A 26437-nucleotide genomic window follows, 5' to 3' on the forward strand; every position below is an offset into this window, starting at 1 on the left:
GCGCTCAGCCTTCGATGGTTTTCGCTTCGGCGAAAGCGAGGAGGCCGCCGTAGGTTTCGAGCATCTCGCCGTCGACATCGTCGTCTTCGATGATGATGTGGAGGCGGTCTTCCATTTCGGTCAGCAGCGTTGCCACGGCCATGGAATCGAGTTCCGGCAGGTGTCCGAACAGGCCCGTGTCGCCGTCGAAACTCTCTACCCGCTCAGCATCGAGCGCGAGGACATCACTCAGGATCGCGCGCAGCGTCGCATCGATCGCGCTGCGGCTCGGTCCGGTCGGTTCGGCGGTGGCGGTTTCTGCCATGCGTTTTACGGTGTCCCTGCTGAAAGCGGGTGCCGCCTTAGCCGCGTGGTCAACCGCGTGCAAGGCGGCCGAAGAGGCGCTTGGCTATGGCAGGCCATGCCGCGACTTGCCGCGGGTCGAGGCAGGTGAGGCGATAACGCGGCCGGCACTCCTCCATCCAGTCGCGCTTGTAAGGGTCGGAGCCGGTTCCGAAATCGACTAATGTGGCACCGTCCGTGTCGATGGCGCGCTCGAACATCGCGGCGGTCAGCACCGTCCCGGCCGAGAGGTTCTCCGCCTCTTTGAGATGCGCCAGCTTGTGGATGTAAGCCGCGCCGCGCTCGACGGTCCAGAACTGCGCCGCCACCGGTTCGTCATCGACATAGGCGATGCCGAGGCGATAGTGCCCCTTTTCGCTTTCGCTGCGCGCGAAGGCTTCGAGCAGGTCCGCGCGTTGTTCGGTAGGTTTCCAACTCCTTTCGTAGACTGACTGGTAAGTTTCCCATTCAACAGCATCAAATCTCGATGAAATTTCAGTTCGGACCTTTTTCGACTTTCGCAGGACTGTGGACCGCATCTCGCCCGGGCGAGACGTCCAGTACTGGTCAAAGCTTCGGCCATTCACCAGCAAGATGTGGTTGTCGTCGCACTTCTCGCGGAAGACCAGCCAACCTGAAGTGCGAAATGCCTCCTCCAGCAGGTCAAGCCATTGGGCCTCGCCCGCCAGGGGGCTCATGTCCACGCGGGCGGTCCTGCCTTTGAGGTCCGCGGCCAGCGCGCGAAGCAGGCCGGTCGCTTCCTCTCCCGCTTCACCGACCGGAGCCCACGTGAAGGAAAACCAGTTCGTCAGGCTCTCCAGCCCTTTCGGCCCACGCGTCAGGGGCAGGGCGAGGGCGTCCTCGGCAAGTGCGATCACAGGCTGCCAGCCATGCTGTTCGAGCAGTTCGAACCACTCATGACCGTCGAAAGGCCCGGAGCGATCGTGCCGAACCCCTTGCAGTTTGCTGGCCGTGTCGTGATAGCTGACCGTAATGACCACCGGTAATCCCTTGCCCGGACCTTCCACGCCTGATCCCACGCCCTATCCGCTCGATCAACTGGCGGAACGCGGCGATGCACAGGCGCGCGCGCTGGTGCTCAAGGACCGCGTGTTGAGTTTTGCCGATTTGCGCGAGCGAGTGTCGTTGTTGGCCGGGTGGCTGGCCGGTCAGTGCGAAGCGGGTTCGCGCGTTGCAAGCTGGGCTGCGAAAGGGGAACTGACCTGCCTACTGCCGCTGGCCGCCGCTCGGGCGGGGCTTGTCCACGTGCCGATAAACCCGCTGCTGAAGCACGCGCAGGTGGCGCATATCCTGGCCGATAGCGGTTCGTGCCTCCTCATGGGCACCAAGGCGCGGCTCCAGACGCTGGAGGACGGCGATCTTCCCCAAGGATGCCGAGCGGTGGACGAAGCCGAAGTCTTCGCAAGCGCCGAAGCTGCCGCCGGCTGCCTGGGACCGTCGGACAGCGATCCAGATGCGCTGGCGGCAATCCTCTATACCAGCGGTTCGACGGGCAAGCCGAAGGGCGTCATGCTCAGCCATGCGAACCTCTGGCTGGGTGCCGTCTCGGTGGTCGATTACCTGGGCATGAGCAGCGATGACGTCACGCTTGCAGTCCTGCCGCTCAGTTTCGACTACGGGCAGAACCAGCTGCTTTCGACCTGGTACGCCGGCGGGTGCGTCGTCCCGCTCGACTACCTCTTCCCGCGTGACGTCGCGAAGGCCTGCGCCCGGCACGGCGTCACTACGCTGGCAGCCGTCCCTCCGCTCTGGGTCCAGCTGACCGAGATGGAGTGGCCTGCCGAGGCACTGGCGTCCATGCGCCGCCTGACCAACAGCGGGGGTGCCCTCACGGTCGAACTGGTACGCGACCTGCGGGCCCTGTTCCCCGAAGCGCGACTGTTCCCGATGTACGGACTGACCGAGGCATTCCGCTCGACCTATCTCGACCCGGACCTTGTCGACCTTCATCCGACCTCGATGGGCAAGGCGATCCCCTTTGCCGAGATCCTCGTCATCGACGATGAGGGCTCTGTGGCCGACCCGGAGGAAGAGGGCGAGCTGGTGCATTGCGGCCCGCTCGTCGCGCAGGGGTACTGGCAGGATGCGGAACGCACTGCCGAACGGTTCCGACCTGCGCCGGATGCGTCGACCTATGGCGGCACGGCCGTCTGGTCGGGCGACCGCGTTAGGCGCGATGCGGAGGGGTTGCTCCATTTCGTCGGTCGCCGTGACGCCATGATCAAGAGCGCGGGCAACCGGATCAGCCCGCAAGAGGTCGAAAGCGCGGCGCTGGCTTCGGGGCTGGTCGCCGAAGTGGTTGCGATCGGGGTGCCCGACGCCCAGCTCGGCCATGCGATCCACCTGGTGGTTCGGGCTGCGCCTGATGCATCCGGTGACATGGAAGCGGAGTTGAAGCGTGCGCTAGCGCGTGAACTGCCCAACTTCATGCAGCCGCATGTCTATCATTGGCGCGAAACCATGCCGCTCAACCCGAACGGCAAGATCGACCGCACAAGGCTCGAGCAGGAGATCGGCGCATGAAGCCGCTTGGCCCCATTCCGGAAGGCTTCGAAGCCATCGATGGCGAACTCGCTATTACAGGGCGCAAGGCCTCCGACCTCGTCGAGGCGGCGGGGGCGAGCCCACTGTTCGTTTATTCAAAGGACCTCATCGCAGCTCGGTTGGCGATGCTACGCGGGGCTTTGCCTGACCGGGTTCACGTCAATTATGCCATAAAAGCCAACAGCTTTTCTCCGCTTCTTCAATTCATTTCGGAGCTTGTCGACGGGCTGGATATTGCCTCTGGCGGCGAACTCGCCATGTTGCAGGCGATCGGGGTGGACGGAGCGCGCATCAGCTTTGCCGGACCCGGCAAACGCGACACGGAACTCGAGGCTGCCATTTCGGCGGGTGTCACGCTCAACCTTGAAAGCGATAACGAGGCGAGAAGGGCGCTGGCGATTGCCGAGCGCCTCGGAAAAACGCCCCGGCTTGCCATAAGGGTAAACCCGGATTTCGAACTCAAGGGCTCCGGCATGAAGATGGGCGGCGGGGCCAAGCCGTTCGGCGTGGATGCGGAACGCGTGCCGGCGCTTGCGCGCGAGATCATCGCTGCCGGTTGCGAATGGCGCGGTCTGCATATCTTCACGGGCAGCCAGGCGCTCGACGCCGACGCGGTTGCCGAAACGCAGGGCAATATCCTCGACCTCGCCCACAGGATTGCGGTGGAGGCGGGCGTGACCTTGCCGAAACTAAACATGGGCGGCGGTTTCGGTGTCCCCTATTTCAGCGGAGACACGCCGCTCGATATCGAGAAGGTGGGAGAAAAACTGTCCAAGCGTCTGGAAACGCTGCCTGAAACCCTTGCCGAGGCTGAACTCTTTGTCGAATTGGGCCGCTATCTCGTGGGAGAGGCAGGTGTCTACCTGACACGGATCCTCGATCGTAAGGAAAGCCATGGCGAGGTCTATCTCGTGACCGATGGCGGGCTTCACCACCAGCTGGCCGCATCGGGCAATTTCGGGACGGTCGTGCGCCGGAACTATCCGGTAGCCATCGCCTCGCGTTTCGGGGCCGAACCCGAAGAAATCGCCAATGTCGTGGGCTGCCTTTGCACCCCGCTGGACCGTCTTGCCGACAAGGCGCACCTGCCGCGCGCCGAGGTTGGTGACCTGGTCGCTGTTTTCTGTGCCGGAGCCTATGGTGCCAGCGCCTCTCCGGCAGCATTTCTCGCCCAGGGACCGGCTGCCGAAGTCCTGATTTGAGACAGTTGCGAATTTCGTGGTAAATCCCAGCGATTCCGCTGCTTCGCGGCTCCATGGCTAACAGTATGTTCACCTTTTTCGGGCAATGACCTGTGTGAAATTGGGATGACTGCGCGGGACCGCCCATCGGCAGCCGCGCTCGATAACAGGGAAATACCGAATGCGTTCGATCCGATCTGCCGCCATCGCAGCTCTTGCTTGCGCGAGCCTGGCACTGGGCGGCTGTGCCACGACAGGCGCCGACGAGCTTCCGCCCGCGACCTTCGTTGCCCTGCAGGAACAGCCGGGCGAGGAATATGTGATCGGCCCGCTCGACGAGCTGACCATCCACGTGTGGCGCAATCCGGAACTGGGTGCGGAAAAGATCCAGGTCCGTCCCGACGGGCGCATCACCATCCCGCTGGTCAAGGACCTTCCGGCAGTCGGCAAGACGCCGTCGATGCTGGAAAAGGACATCGCCCAGCAGCTCAGCCAGTATATCGAGGAACCGCTGGTTTCGGTCATCGTGAACGAATTCGCGGGCACCTTCAGCCAGCAGATCCGCATAGTCGGCGCCACGGAAAAGCCTGCGTCGCTGCCTTACCGCGCGAACATGACCGTGCTCGACGCGATGATTTCGGTCGGCGGCCTCAGCGAATTTGCCGCCGGTAACCGCGCCAAGCTCATCCGGTTCGACAAGCAGTCGGGCTCGCAGAAAGAGTATGCGCTGCGCCTGACCGACCTGCTTCGCCGCGGCGACAGCGATGCCAACGTGCTCTTGCAGCCGGGCGATGTGATCATCATCCCGGAAAGCGCCTTCTAGGGCCGGGCAAGGGGGCATGCAGGACATCATCGACCAGTTTCGCAGCGCGCTGCACACGGTCTGGAACCGCCGGTGGATCGCGCTGGCGGTGGCCTGGGGCGTGTGCCTTCTGGGCTGGTTGGCGGTCGCTATGATCCCCAACAGTTACGAAAGCCGGGCGCGCATCTTCGTCGAACTGGACGATGTGCTGGGTGACGAGCTCAAGATTGCGGGCGACGGCGAACAGGCCATCACCCGCGTTCGCCAGACGCTGACCAGCGCGACGAATCTGGAAAAGATCATCCGTTCGACCCAGCTGGGCGACAAGGTGCAGACCGACCTCGAGATGCAGAACGCGGTCGAGGATTTGTCGGACAACATCCGGGTCAGCCTGCAGCAGGACAATCTGTTCGAAATCACCGCGACCATCGGCAAGGGCAGCCTGTCCGATGCGGAAAACGCGAAGCTCGCGCAGGAAGTCGTCCAGCAGATGATCGACCTGTTCCGCGAACAGAACATTGCCGACAATCGCGGCGACGTGGCGCAGACCATGATTTTCCTCGAACAGCAGCTGGAAGAGCGCAAGAAAGAGCTCGAGGCGATCGAACAGCGCCGCCTCGCCTTCGAGGCCGCAAACCCCGAGGCCGTGGCCGGTGCGGGTGCAAGCGCCATGCGGCTCCAGACCATGCGGAGCGAGATGCGCAATGTCGACGCCGACATCGCCGCTGCGCAAAGCGCGCTCGCGGCCATCAACGGCCAGATCGCCGGTACTCCGCGGACCATCGTGATGCCGGGAGAGGGCGGCGCACGTGGCGCGCTGATGCAGGCCGAAGCCCAGCTTTCCGGCATGCGTGCGCGCGGTCTCACCAACAGCCACCCCGACGTGCAGGCGCAGATGCGCCAGGTCGAGGCGCTGCGCTCGCAGGCGGAACGCGAGCCTGCCGGTTCCGGCGGTTCGCCCAATCCCGCCTACAGCTCGCTGGTTTCGATCCGGGCGGAGCGGCAGGCCAACGTCCAAGCGCTTCAGGCGCGTAAGGTGGCGCTGCAGTCGGATATTTCGGCGCTGATTGCCACGCAGGCGGACGAACCGGCCGTTGCTGCCGAGGCAAGCCGGATCAGCCGTGACTACGAAGTCCAGAAGGAAAAATACGACGAGCTCCTGCAGAGCCGTGAACGCATGCGGGTGCGCGGCGACTACGAGACCAACCGCAGCTCGTTCCAGTTCGACGTGATCGATCCGCCGATTCTGCCTCAGAAGCCCGCTGCTCCGAACCGTCCGCTGCTGCTGGTCGGCGTGCTGCTGTCGGGCCTAGTCGTAGGAGCGGGAGTGGCTTTCCTGCTCGGATTGCTGCGGTCCAGCTTCACCACGGCGGAACGGCTGGAAAAGGCGCTCGAATTGCCCGTCATCGGCACCGTTTCGCGCTCGATGACCGTGGAGGCCACGCTGCACGAAAAGCTGCGCCTCAAGCAGTTCCTCGCCGGATCTGGCGCGCTGGCAGGAATCTGCTTGCTGCTGCTCGTGGTCGAGATCGTCCAGGTCGGATCGGTGGCTTGAGGAGATGAGCGTGAACAAGCCCACCAAGATCACGCCCGCCGACAAGGCGAAGGACGACACGCCTCCGGCCGAACGCGCTTCGCTGCTCGAACGCGCTAGCGGCGCCTTCGGCCTCGACAAGCTGGCTCCGGCTGCGGTTCCGGTCATGCTCGACAGCGACAAGGCGAAGAAATTCGCTACCAAGCGCAACTTCGAGGAAAAGCCTGCCCTGGCCGATCCGCCTGCCGCGCGCGTGGTGGAGCCTGCCGAAGAGCCCGTTGCTGCACCGGCGTCCCAGCCGGCCCCGCGCCGCGCGGAAACCGCCGCAGTCGAATTCACCGGGACGAAGCACGAAATCGTGCGCGAGTTGCTGCGCGAACAGGGGCTGATCGATCCCGATGGCGGCGCGTCGCGCCTGCTGGAAGAATTCCGCATCGTCAAACGGCAGGTTCTGGCGACCGCCAAGGCGGAAGGCACGGCGGCCTCGCGCCGCGTCCTCGTCTGCTCGCCGCACCCGAACGAGGGCAAGACCTTCTGCGCCTTGAACCTCGCGCTGGCGATGGCGTCTGAACGCGACGGGGAAGTGCTGCTGATCGACGCCGATTTCGGCAAGCCGTCGATCCTGTCGAAGCTCGGCCTGTCGAGCGAGACCGGCTTCATGGACGTCCTCGCCGATCCGTCCGCTCACGTGGAGGATTATGTCCTCGGCACCGATGTTCCCGGCCTGTGGGTGCTGGGTGCCGGCGCAAGGACAGGCCGCGACAGCGAATACCTCGCCAGCGAACGGACGTGGGAAGTGCTCAATCGCCTGACCCGCGGCGCACCGAACCGCATGATCGTATTCGACAGTCCGCCCGCACTGGCGGCGACGCCCGCGAGCGAGCTTGCCAAGCATGTCGGCCAGGCGCTGCTGGTCGCACGCGCGGACCGCACCGGACAGGTGGCTCTGGAAGACGCGATCGACCTGCTGTCGGCCTGTCCCGATATCCGCCTGCTGCTCAACGATGCGACCTTCAGCCCCAGCGGTCGCAAGTTCGGCAGCTATTACGGCTACGGGGAGTAGGCCCACAATGCGGGGCATCCTGACAGCGATCGCGCTAGGCGCGCTGGCCGTCGCCGGCCCCGTGGCCGCGCAGGACCGCCGGGGAGACGAGCGCGAGTCGTCCCGCGAAGGGGATCGCACGCGCATCGACCCGTACATCGAAGTCTCTCAGATCGTGACCTGGCAGTTCGATCCGGTGGACGAGACCGTGACCTATACGCAGGTCGCCGCCGGGGTGGACGCACAGATCCGCGGCCGCAACAGCGGCGCTGCCATCGCCCTGCGCTACGAACGCAATTTCGCCTGGGACGGGAACGCGCGCGACACTGACACGCTGACCGGCATCGTGCGCGGCTACACGGCCATCGTTCCGCGTACCTTGCAGATCGAGGCGGGCGCGCTGGCGAGCCGCACACGAACGGATGGTTCAGGCGGATCGCTGCTCGTGCCGGTTATCGGTGACGACGATACCGTCACGAAGACCTATTCCGCCTATGCCGGCCCGACGCTTTCGACCCGCGTCGACGACGTAAAGATCGATGCGAATTACCGCATCGGCTATACGCGGGTGGAAGGCCCCGATTTCGTCACGCTTGGCGGTGACGCCGTGGAGCTGTTCGACGAGAGCGTCGCACATTCCGCCATGGTCCGCGCAGCGACTTCGCCCGATATGCCTTTCCCTGTCGGAGTGGGCGTCGGTGCGGGCTTCTACCAGGAAGATATCGACACGCTCGACCAGCGGGTGCGCGATGCCTACGTGCGCGGCGACGTGACTGTTCCGGTCACGCCGACGCTTGCTATCGTCGCCGGTGCCGGTGTGGAGGATGTCGAAGTCTCCTCCCGTGACGCCCTGCGCGATACGGACGGCAATCCTATCGTCGGTCCCAACGGGCGTTACCTTGTCGACGGCAACAGCCCGCGCCAGATCGCATACGAGGCGGAAGGCCTGATCTGGGACGTGGGGGTCATCTGGCGCCCGAGCAGCCGCACGCAGCTGCAGGCAACCTTCGGACGCCGCTACGACAGCGACACCTATTACGGCAGCTTTACCTGGCAGCCGTCCAGCCGCTCGAACTTCGGCATCGCGGTCTACGATTCGATCCAGGGCTTTGGCGGCAGGCTGAACAATGCCCTGGCCGCGCTGCCCACCGATTTCGAGGTGATCCGCGATCCGATCAGCGGCGACATCACCGGCTGCACCAGCCCGACGCTGGGCACCAATTGCTTGTCCGGCCTGCTCGGCTCGGTCCGCTCCTCGGTCTTCCGCGGCCGCGGCGTGACCGCCAGCTATACGCGCGAAGTCGGCCGTATGACCGCAGGGTTCGCCGCAGGCTACGACAACCGCAAGTTCATCGCTGCCCCGGGCACCATACTCGAGGTGGCCAACGATATCGTCGATGAAAGCTATTATGTGACCGCCGGCGTCAGCGGGCCGGCATGGCGTGGCAATTTCAGCGTGAACACCTTTGCCAACTGGTTCGACAGCGGCATCGGCGAGATCGGCGATACTTTCGCTTACGGTAGCGCCGCCTCCTATTACCAGAGCATCTGGCAGAACCTGTCGGCACGCGCCGCACTTTCGGTCTATGCTGTTGATACCGAGGTCAGCGACGCGGACCTGCGCGCGGCAAGCGCACTGCTCGGCCTGCGCTACGATTTCTGATAAGGGACGTTACATGTACGAGGAATTCTACGGCTTTTCCGAGCGCCCCTTCCAGCTGACGCCGGACCCGGCATTCTATTTCGAAAGCATCACGCACAAGAAGGCGCTGAGCTATCTCGGTTATGGCCTGAACCAGGGCGAGGGTTTCGTCGTCATTACCGGCGAGGTCGGGGCGGGTAAATCAACGCTGGTCGCGCATCTCAAGCAAAGGCTGGACGATCGCCGCATGACCGTGGGTGAAGTCGTCACCAGCGCACTCGACGGCGAGGAGATGATCCACGTTGCTGCCCGCAGCTTCGGTCTCGATGTCGAGGGCGGGGACAAGGCAAGCGCTCTCGCGGCAATAGAGTTGTTCCTGCACGAGGAAGCACGCCAGGGCCGCCGCGTCCTGCTGATCGTTGACGAGGCGCAGAACCTCTCGATCGGCGCGCTGGAAGAACTGCGCATGCTGTCGAACTTCCAGCTCGGTTCGCACCCGCTGCTTCAGACGCTGCTGCTCGGCCAGCCCGAATTCAAGCACCTGCTGGCACAGTCGGACGAACTGGAGCAGCTGCGCCAGCGCGTCATCGCAGCCCACCACCTCGAACCGATGCAGCCGGGCGAAATGGAGCCTTACGTGGCACACCGGCTCGAACACGTCGGATGGACGGGCAATCCCGAGTTCGCGTCCGCGATCTGGCCGCGCCTTCACAAGGCAACGGGCGGCATTCCGCGCAAGGTCAACCAGGTGATGAACCGCCTGCTGCTGATGGGCGCTCTGGAAGAACAATCGGTGCTCGAGATCGATATGCTCGATGCCGTGATCGAGGAAATGACGGGCGATGCCGCCGCCGAGACCGCTGCCGAAGCGCCGCGGGTCAGGCCTGACCGCAACCTCCCGGCGAGCGATGCCATTGCGCAGGCGCGGACCCAGGCGGCACCGGCTCCCAGCGCTGCCGATGTCGAAGCCCGGCAGAAGGGCCTGCTCGACGTCCAGATCGAAGCGATCGAAGGCGCCTTTGCCCAGCGCGACAAGCACATGGCTGCACTGCGTCGGGAAATCGAAAAGCTCGCCGGATCGCGTGGAGAGGGCAACGAGGCGCCGGCCGACCTCGACAAGCGGCTTGCTTCGATCGAGGCGCGCCTCGATGAACAGGAACGCTCGCTGCGCCACGTCCTTTCGATGATGATCGACTATTTCGAGTCGGCCGGAACCCGCGAAGCGGCCTGACGCGCTTGGGGGCGGGCCGGATGACAGACAGCAGGATAATCAACGGCCTCTCGGTCGATGTGGAGGACTGGTTCCAGGTCGGCGCGTTCGAGAACACGCTGAAGCGCGAGGACTGGGATTCGCTCCAGCTGCGCGTCGGCGACAATGTCGCGCGCATTCTCGACCTGTTCGACGAAGCCGGGGTCAAGGCGACCTTCTTCACGCTTGGCTGGGTGGCGGAGCGCAGTCCGGCGGCTATGCGCGCCATCGTCGAGCGCGGCCACGAACTGGCCAGCCACGGCTATGACCACACCCGCGTATTCACTTTCACACGAGAGGAATTCGCAGCCGATCTGGCCAAGGCCTGTGCGATTCTCGAAGACACAGGCGGGTGCGCGATCACCGGTTACCGCGCTCCGAGCTTTTCGATCGATGCCCGCAATAGCTGGGCGCACGAGGTGCTGGCGGAACACGGCTACGCCTATTCCTCCAGCGTCGCGCCGGTGGTTCACGATCACTACGGCTGGCGTGAGGCACCCCGCTTCGCCTTCAATCCTGTGCCGGGCAGCGATCTGGTCGAAATCCCGGTCACAACCGCCCTGTTCGCCAACCGGCGATTGGCGGCAGGCGGGGGCGGGTTCTTCCGCGTCCTGCCCTATGGCTTCAGCCGCTGGGCGATCCGGCAGGTGAACCATGAAGAGGGGCGACCGGCCATCTTCTATTTCCACCCGTGGGAAGTCGATCCGGACCAGCCGCGTGTTGCCCATGCGCCCCTGAGATCGCGGTTGCGGCACTACACCAACCTGTCGCGCATGGCCGGCAAGCTCACCGACCTGCTTGGTGAATTCGCCTGGGGCCGCATGGACGAGCTTGCCGAGCGGGAGAAGGCCCGCGCACTGGACTGGGCGGCGTGAATGCGCCGCTCGCCATGACGCGCACGGTCCGGCTGGCCGACCTTTCCGACGCTGTCGAGGCGACGCGGATAGAGGAATTCGTTGCTGACCAGCGCGGTTCCATTTTCCACCGCCCGGCCTGGCTCAAGGCCGTGGAGCGCGGGACCGGCCAGCAAGCGCTCGGTCTGGTGAGCGAGCAGGGCGGCGTAGTGCAGGGCTGGCTGCCGCTCACTGATATCCACTCACCTCTGTTCGGACGGGCGCTGGTCTCCAGCGGCTTTTCTGTCGGCGGCGGAATTCTCTCTAAGGACGAGGGACAGGTAGCCGCCTTGTGCCGCGCCGCCGAGGAACTGACCGTGCGCCGGGGGGCGTCCACGGTTGAATTGCGTGGGCCAATCGCTGCTTCGGAATGGGCCATAATCGAGGACAGGCACGCCAATTTCGCAAGCGATCTTGCCAGTGACGACGAGGCACAATTGCTCGCGATCCCGCGCAAGGCCCGTGCCGAAGTCCGCAAAGGCCTCGCCAACGATCTTGCAGTGACCGTCGGGCGAGGGCCTGAAGATCTGGCCCACCACTTTGCCTGTTTCTCGGAGAGCGTGCGCAACCTCGGCACTCCGGTTTTCCCGAAGTCCCTCTTTTCTGCGATGCTGGACGCATTCGGTGAAGATTCCGACATTCTGACCGTCCACCATCACGGCAAGCCGGTTTCCAGCGTGCTCTCGTTCTATCATGACGGAGCCGTGATGCCGTTCTGGGGAGGCGGTGGCCTCGAGGCACGCGGCCTTCGCGCGAACGAGCGCATGTATTACGAACTGATGTGTCATGCGCGGCGCAAGGGCATGACAAAGTTCGACTTCGGTCGCTCGAAGACCGGAAGCGGTCCATACCATTTCAAGAAGAACTGGGGATTCGAACCGGAGCCCCTGGTTTACCGCACCTGGACAGCCCCTTGCGCCGCAGCGCGCAATATCGATCCGACTGACGATGGCCACTCGGCCAAGATCGAACTCTGGAAAAAGCTGCCGCTTCCGCTGGCGAATGCCATCGGTCCGTGGATCGCGCGCGGGCTAGGCTGAGACGATGGGCGAAACCCTTTTCCTTGCGCATCGCATCCCGTTCCCGCCCAATCGCGGTGACAAGATCCGCTCACACCATCTGCTCAAAGGCCTCGCGCGGCTCGGACCGGTCCATGTCGGCACCTTCACCGAGAATTCGGAGGACCGTGCGCAGACCGGTGCGATGGCGGAGATTGCCTCGTCCTGGCACTCTCCCTCGCGCAGCAAGCCGCTGGCGTTGGCAGGGGTCCAGGCCGTACTGTCGCGGCGCCCGGTCAGCCTCGCAGCATTCGACGATGCGGGCCTGAAGCGGTGGGTGGAGGAAACCCTCTCAGCGCGGCCCATCGACACCATCTTCGTCTTTTCCGGCCATATGGCGCAATATGTGCCCGACAGCTTCACAGGCCGCGTCATTGTCGACTTGTGCGATGTCGATTCCGCCAAGTTCGAAGCCTATGCGCAAAGTGGCTCGCGCGTCTGGATCAACCGGCGCGAGGGGCGCCTGTTGCGCGAGGTCGAAGCCGGTATCGCATCGCGTGCCGATGTGACCATGCTGATCAGCGAGAACGAGGCTGACTTGTTCCGCCACCGGCTGGAGGAGCAAGAGGGCCAGGACATTCGCGTGCTCGGCAATGGCGTCGATACGGCCTTTTTCGACCCCGCTGCGGTGATTCCGCACGAGGAAATCGCCATGGCGCCCGGTCCGCATTTCGTCTTCACGGGACAGATGGATTACGAGCCCAACGAGCGTGCTGCGCTCTGGGTCATCGATGCGTTCATGCCGGCCATCCGCGAGCATTTTCCGACAGCTGAGTTCCATGTTGTGGGACGCTCCCCCACGGACCACCTGAAACGCCACCTAGGGCAGCCGGGAGTACGCATCTGGGGCGAGGTGCCCGATGTGCGGCCTTTTCTTGCCGCGGCCGACTGCGTGCTTGCACCGATGACCATCGCTCGAGGAGTGCAGAACAAGGTGCTCGAAGCCATGGCGATGGCTCGCCCCGTCATGCTGACGCGTGAAGCAGCCACCGGCATCGATGGACGTGATGGCGAGCATCTCCTGATCGAACAGGCCGAGCAGGGGGCGATGACCGAACGCATGCGCTGGCTCCTTGCCGAGCGCTCGCACGGCGATGCTATCGGCACTTCTGCCCGTGAATTCGTGCGCGAGAAGATGAGTTGGGAAGCAGTGTATTCTGAACTTGCCCGGATCGTTGCGACAAAGGCGGCTTCAAGCCATGCAGCCTGATAGCGCCATGACCCACGCGAAAGCCCGCACCGCGAGCGATGGCTGGAAGACGGCTGCCCACAGGCTCGCTGTGCTCTGGATCGCGCTATTCGGCCTCACCTTCGGCGACTGGCAGCGCATGGCGCACCAGTGGTGGAACATCGACACTTACAGCCACATCCTGCTGATCATCCCGATCATCGGCTGGCTCGCTTGGCTGAAGCGCGACGATCTGGCGCAGGTGCGACCTGCCGGATGGTGGCTCGGACTTGTCTGGATGATGGCAGGGCTGGGCCTGTGGCTCGGCGGTCGCTGGCTCGACATCAACCTCTTCGCCCAGGCGGGAGTGATCGCCGCGTTCCAGGGTGCCACGCTGGCCATCATCGGGCCGAGAGCCGGGCTGATCCTCGCCTTTCCGCTCCTCTACGCGTTTGCGCTGGTGCCTTTCGGCGACGAGATCATTCCGCAATTGCAGACGATTACCGCCTATCTTGCGACGTGGCTGACCAAGCTGAGCGGTATCGAAACCCTGTCCGACGGTATCTATATCGAGACCCCGGCCGGCCTCTTCATCGTGGCCGAAGCGTGTTCGGGCGTGAAATTCCTGATCGCCATGATGGCGCTGGGCGTCATGGTCGCGCATACCTGCTTCACCAGCTGGAAACGCCGGTTCTGGTTCCTTGCCGCCTGCCTTGTCGTGCCGATCGTGGCGAACGGCATCCGTGCATGGGCAACGATTTTCATCGCGCAATATGTCGGGGCTGAAGCGGCCGGCAGCTTCGACCATATCGTCTATGGCTGGTTCTTCTTCGGTTTCGTCATCGCGCTGGTGCTTGGCATCGCATGGCGCTGGTTCGAGCGTGATCCCGAGGATGCAGGCTTTACCGCGTCGCAGGTCGCCGGCCTGCCTGCGCTGACGCGCTTCGATCGGCCCGCGCGGCCGTTGCCGGTCCTTGCTGCAAGTCTCCTCGTCGCAGGAGCTTTTGCGGCAGCGGTTCGACCGGTCTAGGGGACACCGCCATGTGCGGGATTGCGGGGCTTTTCCATTACGAGACGATCAAGCCGGTCGATCCCAAGCGGGTCGAGGCGATGACCGACGCGCTGGCCCACCGCGGGCCGGACGGATCGGGGGTCTGGACTGCGCCCGGCGTCGGGCTCGGGCACCGGCGGCTCTCGATCATCGACCTTGCCGGTTCGCCGCAGCCCATGGCTTCTGCCGACGGGCGGGCGATGATCGTCTTCAACGGCGAGATCTACAATTACCGCGCCCTGCGACGCGAACTGGAGCAAGGCGGGGCGCAGTTCCGCACCGATGGCGACACGGAAACCATCTTGGCTGCATGGCAGAAATGGGGTCCCGATTGCCTGTCGCGGCTCGACGGCATGTTCGCCTTCGCACTGTACGACCTGCAGAAAAAGCAACTGTTCCTTGCACGCGACCGGCTCGGCGTAAAGCCGCTCTACCTGGCCCATCTGCCCGGCGGCGCACTGGCGTTTGCGAGCGAACTGAAGGGACTGCTGGCCCATCCGATGATGCGGCGGGAAATCGATCCGCTGGCGATCGAAGACTACATGACCTGGGGCTACGTCCCCGATCACCGGGCCGTCCTGAAGAACGTGTCGAAGCTCCCGGCAGGTCACTTCATGCTGCTGGAACACGGCAGGCCGGTTTCGCCGCCGCGCCAGTGGTGGGACATCAGCTTCGAACATCGGGAGCGGGGCAGCGCCGCGGACCATTCCGCGCAGCTGTTGCACCTGATGCGCGAAGGTGTGACCAGCCGGATGGTTGCAGACGTACCGCTGGGCGCCTTCCTGTCCGGCGGGGTCGACAGCTCTTCGGTCGTTGCGCTGATGAGCGAGGCGAGCAACCGACCCGTGACCAGCTGTTCGATCGGCTTCGACGAGGAGAGCGTCGACGAAACCTCCTATGCGCGCGCGGTCGCAAAGCTTTTTGACACCGATCATCAAGAGCGCATCGTTTCAGCCGACCAGTTCGGCGAGATCGACCGGATCGCCGCGATCTTCGACGAGCCCTTCGCCGATGCGAGCGCTCTGCCGACCCTGCGCGTATGCGAACTGGCTCGGGAACACGTGACCGTGGCCCTGTCTGGCGACGGCGCGGACGAGGCGCTGGCTGGCTATCGCCGCCAGATGTTCCAGATGCGCGAGGAACAGGCGCGCTCCGTCATGCCTTCTGCCCTGCGCGGACCGGTGTTCGGGACGCTGGGGCGCCTGTGGCCCAAGGCAGACTGGGCCCCGCGCCCGCTGCGGGCGAAAACCACCCTGCTTGCGCTCTCGCAAAGCGGTGAAGCGGGATACGCCAGGGCCTTGTCCATCCTCGCGCCCGAACAGCGCGAAGTCCTGTACGGCGATACGCTCCTGACCCTGCGAGGAGACTACCGCGCCGAGCAACCATTCGAGGCCGTGATGCGTGCGGCGCCGGCCCGAAGCGGGCTGGACAGGGCGCAATATGCCGATCTGAAGTTCTGGCTGCCGGGCGATATCCTGACCAAGACCGACCGGACCAGCATGGCCGTCGCGCTGGAGGCGCGTGAACCCCTGCTGGATCACCGCCTGGTAGAATTTGCCGCCCGCCTGCCCGATCGCGAGCGCATTCGCGGCACCACCGGCAAGTGGCTCATGAAGCACACGATGGAACGGTACCTGCCCGACGACATCCTCTATCGCCCGAAGCAGGGTTTCGTGACTCCGCTGTCCCAGTGGTTCAAAGGTGCGCTTGCCGATGAGGCGCGGCGGGTTTCGAACAGTAGCCTGCTGGTCGACAGCGGATGGTTTTCGCGCAAGGCCCTCTCGCGCCTCGCCGATGAACATATTGGCGGGCGGGCGGACCATGGCCGCACCCTGTGGCAATTGCTGATGCTGGAAAGGTCGCTCGCGAAACTCGGCGCAAGCGCCTAGCGGGCAGATTTCAGGCTTCGAGCCCGTGGCCGCGGGCCATGTAATCGCTGCTCTGCATTTCCTTCAGGCGGCTGACCGTCCGTTCGAATTCGAACGCCCCGTCACCGCTGACGTAAAGGTCTTCCGGCTCCGCTGCGGCCGTCGCGAAGAGCTTCACGCTGTTTTCGTAGAGCGCGTCGATGAGCTTGGTAAACCGGATCGCCTCGTTGCGGTTCTCGGGCGAAAGGCGCGGGATGCCGACCACGATCACCGTGTGATAGGCGTGCGCGATGGCGAGGTAGTCTGCCGCGCCGCGGTTTTCTGCACAGAGGCGCTTGAAGCTGAATACTGCCACACCCTTGAAGCTCTTGGGTACATGGAGCGTGCGGCCCCCTGAAAGCTGCAGTTCGCCGCTGGGCACATGGGCCGCATCTTCGGGCGCGTAGTCGGTCAGACGGAAGAAGGCCTCGCGAACTTGCGCGGTCGCTTCCTCGCCCAGCGGTGTGTGCCAGGTCTCGAGGTCGCCGAGGCGATCAAGGCGGTAATCGGTCGGCCCGTTCAGGGGCAGTACGTCCAGTTCCGCTTCGACAAGGTCGATGAAAGGCAGGAACAGCGACCGGTTCAGGCCATCCTTGTAGAGGTCCGCAGGCGGGCGATTGCTTGTCGTGACGATGGTTACGTTCTCGTCGCAGATAAGCGCGGTGAACAGGCGTGCCATGATCGCCGCATCGGCGGTGTTCGTGACGACCATCTCGTCGAAGGCAAGGCAGCGCACCTGTTCTGCGATCCGCTTTGCGACCGGGCCGATCGGATTGCCGCTTTCCTTGCGGCGCTCTTCACGGATGAGCTGGTCCACTTCCAGCATGAATTCGTGAAAATGGACCCGGCGCTTCTGTTCGATGCCGAGCGTCTCCACGAAAAGGTCCATGAGCATGGACTTCCCGCGACCTACGCCGCCCCACATGTAGACGCCCTGCGGCCGGGCCTTCTTGGCCTGGAACAGCCGCGACAAGAGACCGCCTGGATTCTCCGCCTCAAGGTCCTTCTGCAGGCGGTCGAGGCGTTGTGCCGCGCGGCGCTGGTCGGGATCAGCCTGCAATTCGCCCGCGGCCACCAGCCGCTCGTAGCGGGCCAGCATGCCGGTCATTGCGGTTTAGGGCGGGCGTGTATCTTCTTCACGATGCCGGAGAAGGCGCAGACGACGTGGTCTTCTTGCACTACGGTCCCGCGCACGAACACGAGGCTGCCGGTTTCCCGCACGATTTCGCACACGGCATCGAGCGGGCGGGTCGGATCGCCGGCGCCCACGAACTGGGTCGAAAGCTCCAGCGTAACCGAGGGCCCTGCATTGCCGCTGCCGATCGTGTGCATGGTTGTGAACAACGATATGTCGATGAGCGACAGCGTCACGGCACCGTGGACGATGCCCTGCAAATTCTCATGCCGGCGTTCAGGGAACATCCGGAGACGCGCACGGCCATCGTCGTCGACGCGAGTGATGAGCTTGCCCATCACGGCGCCGTTGAACAGCGTGTCGTCTTTCAGGTTCCAGTGCCGCCAGCCCGGATTTTCCGGGTCGGGGCCATGCTCGAAAACGGAATCGGGAAGCGCCACCTTAAATGGCGCGCTCTGCCATCATCTTCTTGGTTTCGGCGATCGCCTTCGCCGGGCTCAGGCCCTTGGGGCAGACGTTCGCGCAGTTCATGATGGTGTGGCAGCGATACAGGCGGAATGGGTCTTCGAGCTGGTCGAGGCGTTCGCCCGTCATCTCGTCGCGGCTGTCGGCCAACCAGCGATAGGCCTGGAGCAGGATTGCGGGACCGAGGAACTTGTCGCTGTTCCACCAATAGCTCGGGCACGAGGTCGAACAGCAGGCGCACAGGATGCACTCGTAAAGGCCGTCCAGCTTTTCGCGCTGTTCGGGCGACTGGAGGCGCTCCTTGCCGCTGGGCGTCGGGCTGACCGTCTGGAGCCAGGGGCGGATCGAGGCATATTGCGCGTAGAAGTGCGTGAAATCGGGCACCAAATCCTTGACCACTTCCATGTGGGGCAGGGGGGTGATCCGGATTTCGCCCTTGAGATCGTCGATCGCGGTGGTGCAGGCGAGGCCATTCTTGCCGTTCAAATTCATCGAGCAGGAACCGCAGATGCCTTCGCGGCAGGACCGGCGGAAGGTCAGCGTCGGGTCGATCTCGTTCTTGATCTTGAACAGCGCGTCGAGAACCATCGGGCCGCAATCGTCGAGATCGATCTCGAACGTGTCGTAGCGCGGGTTTTCCCCGCTGTCGGGATCGTAGCGGTAGATCTTGAACTTCTTCACCCGGCCCGCGCCGTCGGCCTTGTGGGCACGGCCCTTGCCATTGATCTTTGAGTTCTTCGGGAGGGTGAAAGTAGCCATTGCGAAGCGATCCTGTTGCTTTACGCAACCCATCTAGCGTTTCGGGCGCATGGTGCAAGGGCTGGATGGGCCCTTGAGCGAGATGCTTGCACCGCTTCCTTTGGCGTGGCAGCGCGGCAACGTGCGCATAGCGATCTACGACCTCGACCGGACCCTTACCAGGCAGCCGACATTTACTCCTTTTCTCGCATTCGGAGCGAGGAGGTTGGCCCCGTGGCGCCTGGCGTTGATGCCTGTCTGGGTGCTCGCCATGATCGGCTACCGGGCCGGCCTCTATTCCCGCACTGCGCTGAAGCGTTTCGGAATGAAGTTGATGACGGGAAGTCCCGCGCGCGAAACCCTGTCGTCGCTAGGGGATCGATATGCACAGGCGCGGATCGAGAATCCCGGGCTCATGCCCCACACGCTCCGCCTGCTGGAAGAAGATCGCAAGGCAGATGCCCGTCTGATGATCGCCACCGCTGCTTTCGGTTTCTACGCTTCGGGTTTTGCCGAAAGGCTGGGCTTTGCGCACCTTATCGCCACGGAATGGGATGGTTCCGATATCCCCGGTGGCAATTGCTACGGTGAAACCAAGAAAGCGCGCGTGCTGGCTTGGTTTGCCGATCAGGGAATCGACCGAGAGCATGCCACGGTGCGTTTCGTTAGCGACAGTTTCGCAGATGCGCCGCTGCTCGACTGGGCGGACGAGCCGGTCTTCGTGACGACCTCGAAACGGGAAACTGCTCGCGCCGAGGTGCGGGGCTGGCGGGTTATTGACCCGCTTTCTGTCGGATAGCCTGCGAAATAGCGTCTGCCGCCCGTTCACTGGCGGGCCGGTCCCCCAGGTCGATCGTGTAGGAGAAAATCTCCTTCTGGCGCTGCGTGAAGCGTTCGCCGATGGACGCGAAATCCGGCAGTATCGCCGCAAGTTCGGACGCGGACTGGACGACAGGGCCTGCTTCCCAGAACAGGTGCCATTCGTCGTCCGCGGCAATCTTCTCGCGCCTTGCATCGATGAAGAAGGCGGGGCGTGGGCGAGCGAGGAATTCGTAGATCTGGCTCGACACGTCGCCGATATAGGCGTCCGCCCCCAGCGTGTAGCTCATGTCGAAAAGGCGCGGGCTGTCGAGATCGACGATGATGTTGGCAGCCGCCAGCGCCTCGGCGGGGACTTCCGGCCGTTTGCGGGCGATCTTATATTCGGGCGAGACGTGCAGCTCCTTCTTGAAGAGCATGACGTGCGGCGCGAACACGAGGTTGAAGGCTTGACCTTCCTCGCTGGCGAACCACCGCAGCAAGTCGGGGCCGTGGTCGTACCAGCTTGACAGGTTCGGGTCGAAATGAGGATTGTAGACGAAGGTCGGCCGGCCATTGCCGAAGAATTCCGGCTTCGCGTTCAGATCGATGCCCTCGAACTTGGGATAGCCGACCACTACCAGCTTTTCACGGTCCACGCCGTGAGCGACGAGTTGGTCCACTACCTTCGGCCCCGCCACGAAACTGCGATCGAACAGCGTGTAGTCCGGGTGATAGGCGACGCTGCGATCGCCTGCTCCATGCGGCACCTTGGCAAACAGGGGCATGCGGTCTGCTGCGATATGCTTGCGCAGGCGCAGGCAGGTGCGCTCGGTCGAGATGATCATGTCGGCGCTGGCAAACAGGTCGACATGGGCACGTAGCCGCAACAGGCGGCTTGCGGGAAGCAACTTGTCGAGCGGACGTGTCACTATCGCCTGCATTGGCGACAGGCTGAGCTCTTCCCAGCGGATCAGCGCTGCATCGGTCTCGTCGACAAGTTCTTCAAGCCTTGCGCGAATGGCCGGAGTCGCAAACGCGACCACCGTCTCGATGTCGCGGTGCAACCGGGCCATGGCGGCGGCAATTCCCGCGAGGTGAGCGACCTGGTGACCGGCATCGTGGTTGAAGAGGAACAGCGCCCGCATGGCGCGCCCATAGTGCGCCGATGGGCGTCCGGCAAATGCTGCAATTGCGCCAGAGGCACAATTCGTCCAAAGGTCCGCGCCATGCAGCCGCCCCAAGAACCCGCGCAGCGTCGTGACGGGTTGTCCAACATTCTGCGCAACCTGGCATGGATCCTCGGAGGCAAGGGCTTCGGGGCCGTTTGCAGCTTTTTCTACCTCGCGATCCTCGCCCGTTCGCTGGGCCTAAAGGACTTCGGGCACTTTTCCCTCATCTTCGGAACCGCGCAGGCGCTGGTGGCGGTGGCCGGTTTCCAGACCTGGCAGACGCTGGTCCGCTTCGGTGCGCAGCCCGTGCTCGAGAACGACCAGCCGCGCTTCGGTCGCCTGATCTGGTTTTGCACTTCGGCCGATATCCTTGGCGCGGTCACGGGCTGCATGATTGCCGCCCTGCTGTACTTCGGTTTTGCGGAAATTCTCGAACTGAATCCCGAATTCACGACCATGGGGTTCCTGTTCGCCTGCGCCCTGATGTGGTCGCGGCTGACCACGCCAAGCGGTATCGTGCGCGTCCTGGGCCGGTTCGATGTGGGCATGTATATCGAAGCGATCATCCCGACGGGCCGGCTCATCGCCAGCGGGATCATCCTGTGGTCGGGGGCCAGCGTCGGCAAGTTCCTCTTCGCCTGGGCATTCTTCGACCTGCTTTCGGCCGCCTGTTACTGGATTGCCGCCTCGCGCCTCGCGCCGGAAGCTTTCCACCGCAAGCACTTCGGGCACTGGCAGGCGATGTTTGCCGAGAACGAGGGCGTGCGCGGCTTCTTCGGTGTGACCTATCTGGCGACCTCGCTCGACGCTGCGGTCAGGCAGGGGCCGCTGCTGGCGGTCGGCCTGTTCCTCGGGACCAGTGCTGCCGGCCTTTATCGCCTTGCTGACCAGTTGGCGCAGGGCGTGAAGCAGTTCGCTGTCCTGATCGCGCGGGCCGTCCTGCCTGAATTCGCCATCGCGCAGATGGCCGACGAGGCGCACCGGTTCGAAACGCTGGTTCGCCGGGTGACCCGTATTGCCGCGCTGGCAGGCGTGGTTGTCCTCCTGGCAGCCCTGTTCCTGGGCGAGCCGCTGCTCGTCCTGATCGGGGGCGATGACTACGCACGCGGCGCAGTGGTACTCGTTCCGCTGGCGGTGGGCGCGGCCTTCGAACTGGCCAGCGTATCCTATGAGCCTACGCTATATTCGACGGGCTATGCCGGACACGCACTGCGCGTCAGGCTGCTAGCCATCGCGGTCCTGGTGATTGCCATCCTCGGCTTCGTGTCCTTCGGCCCGGTCGGCGTGGGCTGGGCGGTCGCACTCGCGATGAGCGTGTTCTACTTCGCGATGAGCGTCACGGTCTGGATGATTCTGCGCCAGCTTCGCCGGAAGGCGGCAGCCGCGTGACCTTCTCGGCTCTGGTTCTTGCCGGCACGAGGCCGGGGGGCGACCCGCTGGCAGGCGCCGAGGGCGCCGCGCACAAGGCGCTGATCGAAATAGAAGGGCGGAGCCTGCTGGAGCGGGTCGTTTCCAGCCTGAAGGGTTCCGGGGCGGCACGCATCGGCGTTTCCTGCGACCATCCCGAAGTAATGAAGCTCGCGAAGGAACTTGGCGCGGAGGTTTTGCCTACCGGACAGGGGCCGAGCGAGAGTGCTGCCATCGCTTTCGAGGAATTGGGGACGCCGCTTGTCGTCACTACGGCAGACCATGCACTGCTCGAAGGTGGTTGGATCACGCAACTGGTGTCGGACACGCCTGCCGACGCCGATGTCGGCGTCATGCTGGCGCATCGAGCCGATATCGAGGCGCACATGCCCGGCACGCGGCGGACCTATCTCAACTTCGCCGACGGAGCCTGGTCAGGGTGCAACCTCTTCTATCTTGCGACCCCCCGATCGCGCGCAGCAATCGAAAGCTGGAAAGCGGTCGAGGCTGACAGGAAGCGCCCCTGGCGGATCGTAAGGCGGCTCGGGCTTGCATCGCTGATGTCCTATGCGCTTGGCAGGCTGACCCTTGCGCAGGGCATCGAGACTCTGGGGCGCCGACTGGGTGTCGAAGCGCGCTTGGTAAGGGCGGAAAACGGGCTGGCAGCGGTCGATGTCGACAAGCCGCAGGACCTTGCCGACATCAGGGGCTATCTCGCCCGCAAACCGGGCTGATACCGAAACCGGTTCCCACTTTCGAAAATTCGGGCATAGTGCGCTTCCCCGCAGGTGGAGAAACGCATGGGAGTGCGAAGTTTCTACGACCGGCACATAATGCCGCGGATGATCACGCTCGCTTGCGGGCAGAAACCCATCGAGAGGCGCCGGCGCGAAATCGTGCCGCTGGCCGAAGGCAAGGTCTTCGAACTCGGGTGCGGCGGTGGGCTGAACCAGTCGCTATACGATAGCGAAAGGGTAACATCCTTCAGCGGGATCGACCCGAACGAGACATTGCTCGATGCCGCCCGCCAGAGAGCGCGGGAGAAGGGCTGGGAGCACGACATCCGCCAGGGCGTGGGAGAGGATATCCCGTTTGCCGACGGTTCGTTCGATACGGCCGTGGTGACCTTTACCCTGTGTTCGGTGGAGGACCCGGCCAAGGTTCTGGGCGAGTTGCGGCGCATCCTCAAACCACGCGGCAAGCTGCTGTTCCTCGAGCATGGACGTGCCCCCGACCCCGGCGTTGCCCGGTGGCAGGAACGCGTAGAGCCCGTATGGAAGCCGCTGGCAGGCGGCTGCCACCTGACGCGCCCGATCGGCTCCAGCCTGAGAGCCGCCGGGTTCGATGTTGCCCCGATGGGGCAGGACTACCTACCCAAGGCTCCGCGCATCATGGGCTGGATGGAATGGGGCGTCGCGCGGCGCGCCGGAGTCTGAAAGCAAACCGCCCGCGCTGCACTGGCAGGGCGGGCGGTCGTTAAGCGGTTATTCGCCGAAGGTTCTCTGCCACCAGCCGCGCTTCGGCTTGCCATCGGCGTCGCCATCGCTGTCGTCACCGGCTTCGGCCGAAGCCTTGGAGGCGGACTTTGAAGCCTTCTTCTCCTTGGGCTGATCCTCGACGGTTTCTTCTGCCTTCTTCTTGCGCGTGCGCTTGGGCTTCTCGGCAGGTTCTTCCGAGCTAACTGCAGGCTCCGCGTCGGCAGCCTTGCGGCGCGTGCGCTTGGGCTTCGGCTTTTCCTCTGCTTCCGCTGCATTTTCGGCAGCCGGTTCAGCTTCTACGTCGGCCTTCTTCTTGCGCGAGCGCTTCGGCTTTTCTTCCGCGGGCTTTTCCTCTGCAGGCGCTTGCGCCTGTTCGGGAGCTTCGGCTTCGGCAGCCTTCTTGCGGCGCGGCGCGCGCTTCTTCTTGGGCTTTTCCTCGGCTGCCTCTTCGGCGGTCTGAGGGGTGTCTTCCGGACCCGCGACGACTGCCATGTCGTCAACGACCTGTTCGGACACCTCTTCCAGATTGGCAGCGTCTTCGGAGGTCACCTCGTCCGACTTGCCGCCACGCCCGCGACCACCACGGCGGCGACCGCCGCGACGACGACGCTTGCGCGGCTTGTCCTCGACGTCTTCCTCGCCGGCTTCGGGCTTGTCGCCTTCTTCGTCGGCGTCCTCGGATCCTTCGTCTTCGGCATCCTCGTCACGGTCGCGGTTCTTGTTGCGACCGCGACCACCGCGGCGGCGGCGGCGCTTCTTGCGCGGACGGTCGTCGTCCTCGTTTTCTTCGGTTTCTTCGTCTTCGTCGGTCTCGTCGACGATATCTTCGTCCTCGTCATCGTCATCGACGATGGTGTCGAAGCGCGGCGCGTCCTTCGGCTTGGGGCCGTGGCTCGACACGCTCATCTTGGCGCCTTCGTCCTCGCCTTCGGGCACGACTTCGACCGTCACGCCGTAGCGCTGTTCGATTTCGATGAGGTCGTTGCGCTTCTCGTTGAGGAGGTAGACCGCTGCTTCGGTGCTGGCAGCGAGACGGATCTTCGTTCCCTTACCCTTGGCGGCTTCTTCCTCGATCAGGCGGAGGGCCGAGAGGCCCGCCGAGCTCGCGGTACGGACAAGGCCGGTACCGTCACAATGCGGGCATTCGCGGGTGGTCGCCTCGAGCACGCCGGTGCGAAGGCGCTGGCGGCTCATTTCCATGAGGCCGAAGCTGGAGATCCGGCCCACCTGGATGCGCGCGCGATCGCTCTTGAGCGCATCCTTCATCGCGCGCTCGACCTTGCGGGTATTCGAGTGGTGTTCCTGGTCGATGAAGTCGATCACCACCAGGCCGGCCATGTCGCGCAGGCGCAGCTGGCGGGCGATTTCCTTGGCCGCTTCGAGGTTGGTCGACAGCGCCGTCTGCTCGATATTGTGTTCCTTGGTGGAACGACCCGAGTTGATGTCGATCGAGACGAGCGCTTCGGTCGGGTTGATCACCAGGTAACCGCCCGATTTGAGCTGCACCACCGGATCGTACATCGCCTTGAGCTGGTCTTCCGCGCCATAGCGCTGGAACAGCGGCACGGGGTCGACATACTGCTTCACCCGGCGTGCGTGGCTGGGCATGAGCATCTTCATGAAGGCCTTGGCCGACTTGTAGCCTTCCTCGCCTTCGACGACGACTTCCTCGATTTCCTTGTTGTAGATGTCGCGGATGGCGCGCTTAATGAGGTCGCTGTCCGAATGGATCAGCGCCGGCGCGGCCGATGCGAGAGTATTCTCGCGGATTTCGTCCCACAGGCGGGCAAGGTAATCGAAGTCGCGCTTGATCTCGGTCTTGGTGCGCGAAAGGCCGGCAGTGCGCACGATCAGACCCATGGTCTTGGGTAGGCTGAGATCACCGACGATCTGCTTCAGGCGCTTGCGGTCGCTCGCGGAATTGATCTTGCGCGAGATGCCGCCGCCGTGGCTGCTGTTCGGCATGAGGACCGTGTAGCGGCCGGCGAGGCTGAGATAGGTGGTAAGTGCGGCACCCTTGTTGCCACGCTCTTCCTTCACGACCTGGACGAGCAGGACCTGGCGGCGCTGGATGACGTCCTGAATCTTGTACTTGCGACGCAGGGCCATGCGCTTGGCGCGGGCTTCGTCGACTTCCTTGGCGCGGCTGCGGCCCTTGCCCTGGCGGCGTCCGCGACCGCGGCGACCGCGATCCTTCGAACGGTCTTCCGCCTCGGCGTCGTCATCGCCGTCCGCATCGTCGTCGTCGTCCTCGTCGCCGTCGAGATGGCCTTCCTCGATGGTGGCCACGTCGTCCTTATCCGAGGTGTCCACTTCCTCGAGGCCGTCTTCCGCGAGGTCTTCGGCCAGTGCTTCGGCGCTTTCCTCGTCGGCGTCGTATTCCTCGCCGGGCAGTTCGCCGCGCTCTTCCTCTTCGGCGCGCAGGCGCTGCTCTTCTTCCGCAGCCTCGGCCTCTGCAGCGAGCAGGGCGGCGCGGTCTTCCTTGGGGATCTGGTAATAGTCAGGGTGGATTTCGCTGAAGGCGAGGAAACCGTGACGGTTTCCGCCAAAGTCGACGAAGGCCGCCTGCAGCGACGGTTCGACCCTGGTTACCTTTGCGAGATAGATATTACCCTTGATCTGCTTCTTGTCGGCAGATTCGAAATCGAATTCCTCAATCCGGTTTCCCTTGAGGACCGCCACCCGGGTTTCTTCCTGGTGGCGCGCGTCGATTAGCATGCGCGTTGCCATTGATTATTCTCCATGCGCAGCGGGGCGGGGTGTACCCGTCCTTCCTGCCGCGCGATTGTGTGTAGGAACCACGACCCGTTGTCGGGCCGAAGGCATTCGAC

The 26437-nt window shown here is 64.0% G+C and carries 23 protein-coding genes; 16 read left to right on the forward strand and 7 right to left on the reverse strand.

Annotated elements, in window-relative coordinates; genetic code table 11:
* Positions 1 to 4 precede the first annotated feature (4 nt).
* Positions 5 to 304, reverse strand: coding sequence for an acyl carrier protein (locus tag GRI42_RS03640; RefSeq protein WP_160606996.1), 300 nt, complete (start codon positions 302 to 304; stop codon positions 5 to 7).
* A gap of 49 nt (positions 305 to 353) precedes the next feature.
* Complete coding sequence (locus tag GRI42_RS03645) at positions 354 to 1322, reverse strand: GNAT family N-acetyltransferase (RefSeq protein ID WP_325065295.1); 969 nt, start codon at positions 1320 to 1322, stop codon at positions 354 to 356.
* Between GRI42_RS03645 and GRI42_RS03650 the strand changes: the two genes are divergently transcribed.
* The 12 genes from GRI42_RS03650 to GRI42_RS03705 all read left to right on the forward strand — a co-directional run bounded on the left by GRI42_RS03650 (position 1315) and on the right by GRI42_RS03705 (position 16395).
* Positions 1315 to 2865, forward strand: coding sequence for an acyl-CoA ligase (AMP-forming), exosortase A system-associated (locus GRI42_RS03650; RefSeq protein ID WP_160606997.1), 1551 nt, complete (start codon positions 1315 to 1317; stop codon positions 2863 to 2865). The genes GRI42_RS03645 and GRI42_RS03650 overlap by 8 nt on opposite strands.
* Positions 2862 to 4088 carry a pyridoxal-dependent decarboxylase, exosortase A system-associated gene (locus GRI42_RS03655; protein ID WP_160606998.1) on the forward strand — a complete coding sequence of 409 codons (1227 nt, stop codon included), beginning with the start codon at positions 2862 to 2864 and terminating at the stop codon, positions 4086 to 4088. Before GRI42_RS03650 ends, GRI42_RS03655 begins: the two co-directional genes overlap by 4 nt.
* Before the next feature lie 160 nt (positions 4089 to 4248).
* The gene (locus tag GRI42_RS03660) at positions 4249 to 4890 is read left to right on the forward strand and encodes an XrtA/PEP-CTERM system exopolysaccharide export protein (RefSeq protein ID WP_160606999.1); all 642 of its coding nucleotides are present in this window, start codon (positions 4249 to 4251) and stop codon (positions 4888 to 4890) included.
* 16 nt (positions 4891 to 4906) lie between these two features.
* Entirely contained in the window at positions 4907 to 6424 is a 1518-nt protein-coding gene (locus GRI42_RS03665) for an XrtA system polysaccharide chain length determinant (RefSeq protein ID WP_160607000.1), read from the forward strand.
* A 4-nt stretch (positions 6425 to 6428) separates the two neighbouring features.
* Positions 6429 to 7466, forward strand: a complete 1038-nt coding sequence (locus GRI42_RS03670; RefSeq protein ID WP_160607001.1) for a P-loop NTPase family protein — start codon at positions 6429 to 6431, stop codon at positions 7464 to 7466.
* A 7-nt stretch (positions 7467 to 7473) separates the two neighbouring features.
* Positions 7474 to 9108 (forward strand): preprotein translocase subunit YajC, encoded by a 1635-nt coding sequence (locus tag GRI42_RS03675; protein ID WP_160607002.1) that lies wholly within the window; start codon positions 7474 to 7476, stop codon positions 9106 to 9108.
* 13 nt (positions 9109 to 9121) lie between these two features.
* On the forward strand, positions 9122 to 10318 hold the full coding sequence (locus tag GRI42_RS03680) for an XrtA/PEP-CTERM system-associated ATPase (protein ID WP_160607003.1): 1197 nt from the start codon (positions 9122 to 9124) through the stop codon (positions 10316 to 10318).
* A 20-nt stretch (positions 10319 to 10338) separates the two neighbouring features.
* Entirely contained in the window at positions 10339 to 11211 is an 873-nt protein-coding gene (locus GRI42_RS03685; RefSeq protein WP_160607004.1) for an XrtA system polysaccharide deacetylase, read from the forward strand.
* The gene (locus GRI42_RS03690; protein WP_160607005.1) at positions 11208 to 12269 is read left to right on the forward strand and encodes a FemAB family XrtA/PEP-CTERM system-associated protein; all 1062 of its coding nucleotides are present in this window, start codon (positions 11208 to 11210) and stop codon (positions 12267 to 12269) included. The genes GRI42_RS03685 and GRI42_RS03690 overlap by 4 nt, the downstream gene beginning before the upstream one ends.
* A 4-nt stretch (positions 12270 to 12273) precedes the next feature.
* Positions 12274 to 13497: a TIGR03087 family PEP-CTERM/XrtA system glycosyltransferase gene (locus GRI42_RS03695; RefSeq protein ID WP_160607006.1), complete on the forward strand. Its 1224-nt coding sequence runs from the start codon at positions 12274 to 12276 to the stop codon at positions 13495 to 13497.
* Positions 13487 to 14485: an exosortase A gene (xrtA, locus tag GRI42_RS03700; protein WP_160607007.1), complete on the forward strand. Its 999-nt coding sequence runs from the start codon at positions 13487 to 13489 to the stop codon at positions 14483 to 14485. Before GRI42_RS03695 ends, xrtA begins: the two co-directional genes overlap by 11 nt.
* An 11-nt stretch (positions 14486 to 14496) precedes the next feature.
* Entirely contained in the window at positions 14497 to 16395 is a 1899-nt protein-coding gene (locus GRI42_RS03705; RefSeq protein WP_160607008.1) for an XrtA/PEP-CTERM system amidotransferase, read from the forward strand.
* 10 nt (positions 16396 to 16405) lie between these two features.
* Here GRI42_RS03705 and zapE read toward each other — a convergent pair whose 3' ends face one another.
* Genes zapE through GRI42_RS03720 form a run of 3 tightly spaced genes read right to left on the reverse strand, consistent with a single transcriptional unit; the run spans position 16406 to position 18772 of the window.
* Positions 16406 to 17521: a cell division protein ZapE gene (gene zapE / locus GRI42_RS03710; RefSeq protein WP_160607009.1), complete on the reverse strand. Its 1116-nt coding sequence runs from the start codon at positions 17519 to 17521 to the stop codon at positions 16406 to 16408.
* The gene (locus tag GRI42_RS03715) at positions 17518 to 17988 is read right to left on the reverse strand and encodes a PaaI family thioesterase (protein WP_160607010.1); all 471 of its coding nucleotides are present in this window, start codon (positions 17986 to 17988) and stop codon (positions 17518 to 17520) included. The genes zapE and GRI42_RS03715 overlap by 4 nt, the downstream gene beginning before the upstream one ends.
* Position 17989: 1 nt before the next feature.
* Entirely contained in the window at positions 17990 to 18772 is a 783-nt protein-coding gene (locus GRI42_RS03720; protein ID WP_160607011.1) for a succinate dehydrogenase iron-sulfur subunit, read from the reverse strand.
* Between the two features lie 82 nt (positions 18773 to 18854).
* Here GRI42_RS03720 and GRI42_RS03725 point away from each other — a divergent pair, with 82 nt between their 5' ends.
* A complete protein-coding gene (locus tag GRI42_RS03725; RefSeq protein ID WP_234033973.1) occupies positions 18855 to 19550 on the forward strand; it encodes an HAD family hydrolase in 696 nt (231 codons plus the stop codon).
* Here GRI42_RS03725 and GRI42_RS03730 read toward each other — a convergent pair.
* Complete coding sequence (locus tag GRI42_RS03730) at positions 19525 to 20697, reverse strand: hypothetical protein (RefSeq protein WP_160607013.1); 1173 nt, start codon at positions 20695 to 20697, stop codon at positions 19525 to 19527. The two genes, GRI42_RS03725 and GRI42_RS03730, sit on opposite strands and share 26 nt — an antisense overlap.
* An 81-nt stretch (positions 20698 to 20778) precedes the next feature.
* On the opposite strand from GRI42_RS03730, the gene GRI42_RS03735 reads away from it, so the two are divergent.
* The 3 genes from GRI42_RS03735 (at position 20779) to GRI42_RS03745 (ending at position 23564) form a co-directional block, all read left to right on the forward strand.
* On the forward strand, positions 20779 to 22110 hold the full coding sequence (locus GRI42_RS03735; protein ID WP_160607014.1) for a lipopolysaccharide biosynthesis protein: 1332 nt from the start codon (positions 20779 to 20781) through the stop codon (positions 22108 to 22110).
* Positions 22107 to 22862, forward strand: a complete 756-nt coding sequence (locus tag GRI42_RS03740; RefSeq protein WP_160607015.1) for a nucleotidyltransferase family protein — start codon at positions 22107 to 22109, stop codon at positions 22860 to 22862. Before GRI42_RS03735 ends, GRI42_RS03740 begins: the two co-directional genes overlap by 4 nt.
* A gap of 66 nt (positions 22863 to 22928) precedes the next feature.
* The gene (locus GRI42_RS03745; protein WP_160607016.1) at positions 22929 to 23564 is read left to right on the forward strand and encodes a class I SAM-dependent methyltransferase; all 636 of its coding nucleotides are present in this window, start codon (positions 22929 to 22931) and stop codon (positions 23562 to 23564) included.
* 48 nt (positions 23565 to 23612) lie between these two features.
* Here the strand turns inward: GRI42_RS03745 and GRI42_RS03750 are convergent, their stop codons facing one another.
* Positions 23613 to 26336: an Rne/Rng family ribonuclease gene (locus tag GRI42_RS03750; RefSeq protein ID WP_160607017.1), complete on the reverse strand. Its 2724-nt coding sequence runs from the start codon at positions 26334 to 26336 to the stop codon at positions 23613 to 23615.
* Positions 26337 to 26437: the final 101 nt, after the last annotated feature.

The sequence above is a fragment of the Qipengyuania gaetbuli genome (assembly GCF_009827315.1).
Lineage (GTDB): Bacteria > Pseudomonadota > Alphaproteobacteria > Sphingomonadales > Sphingomonadaceae > Qipengyuania > Qipengyuania gaetbuli.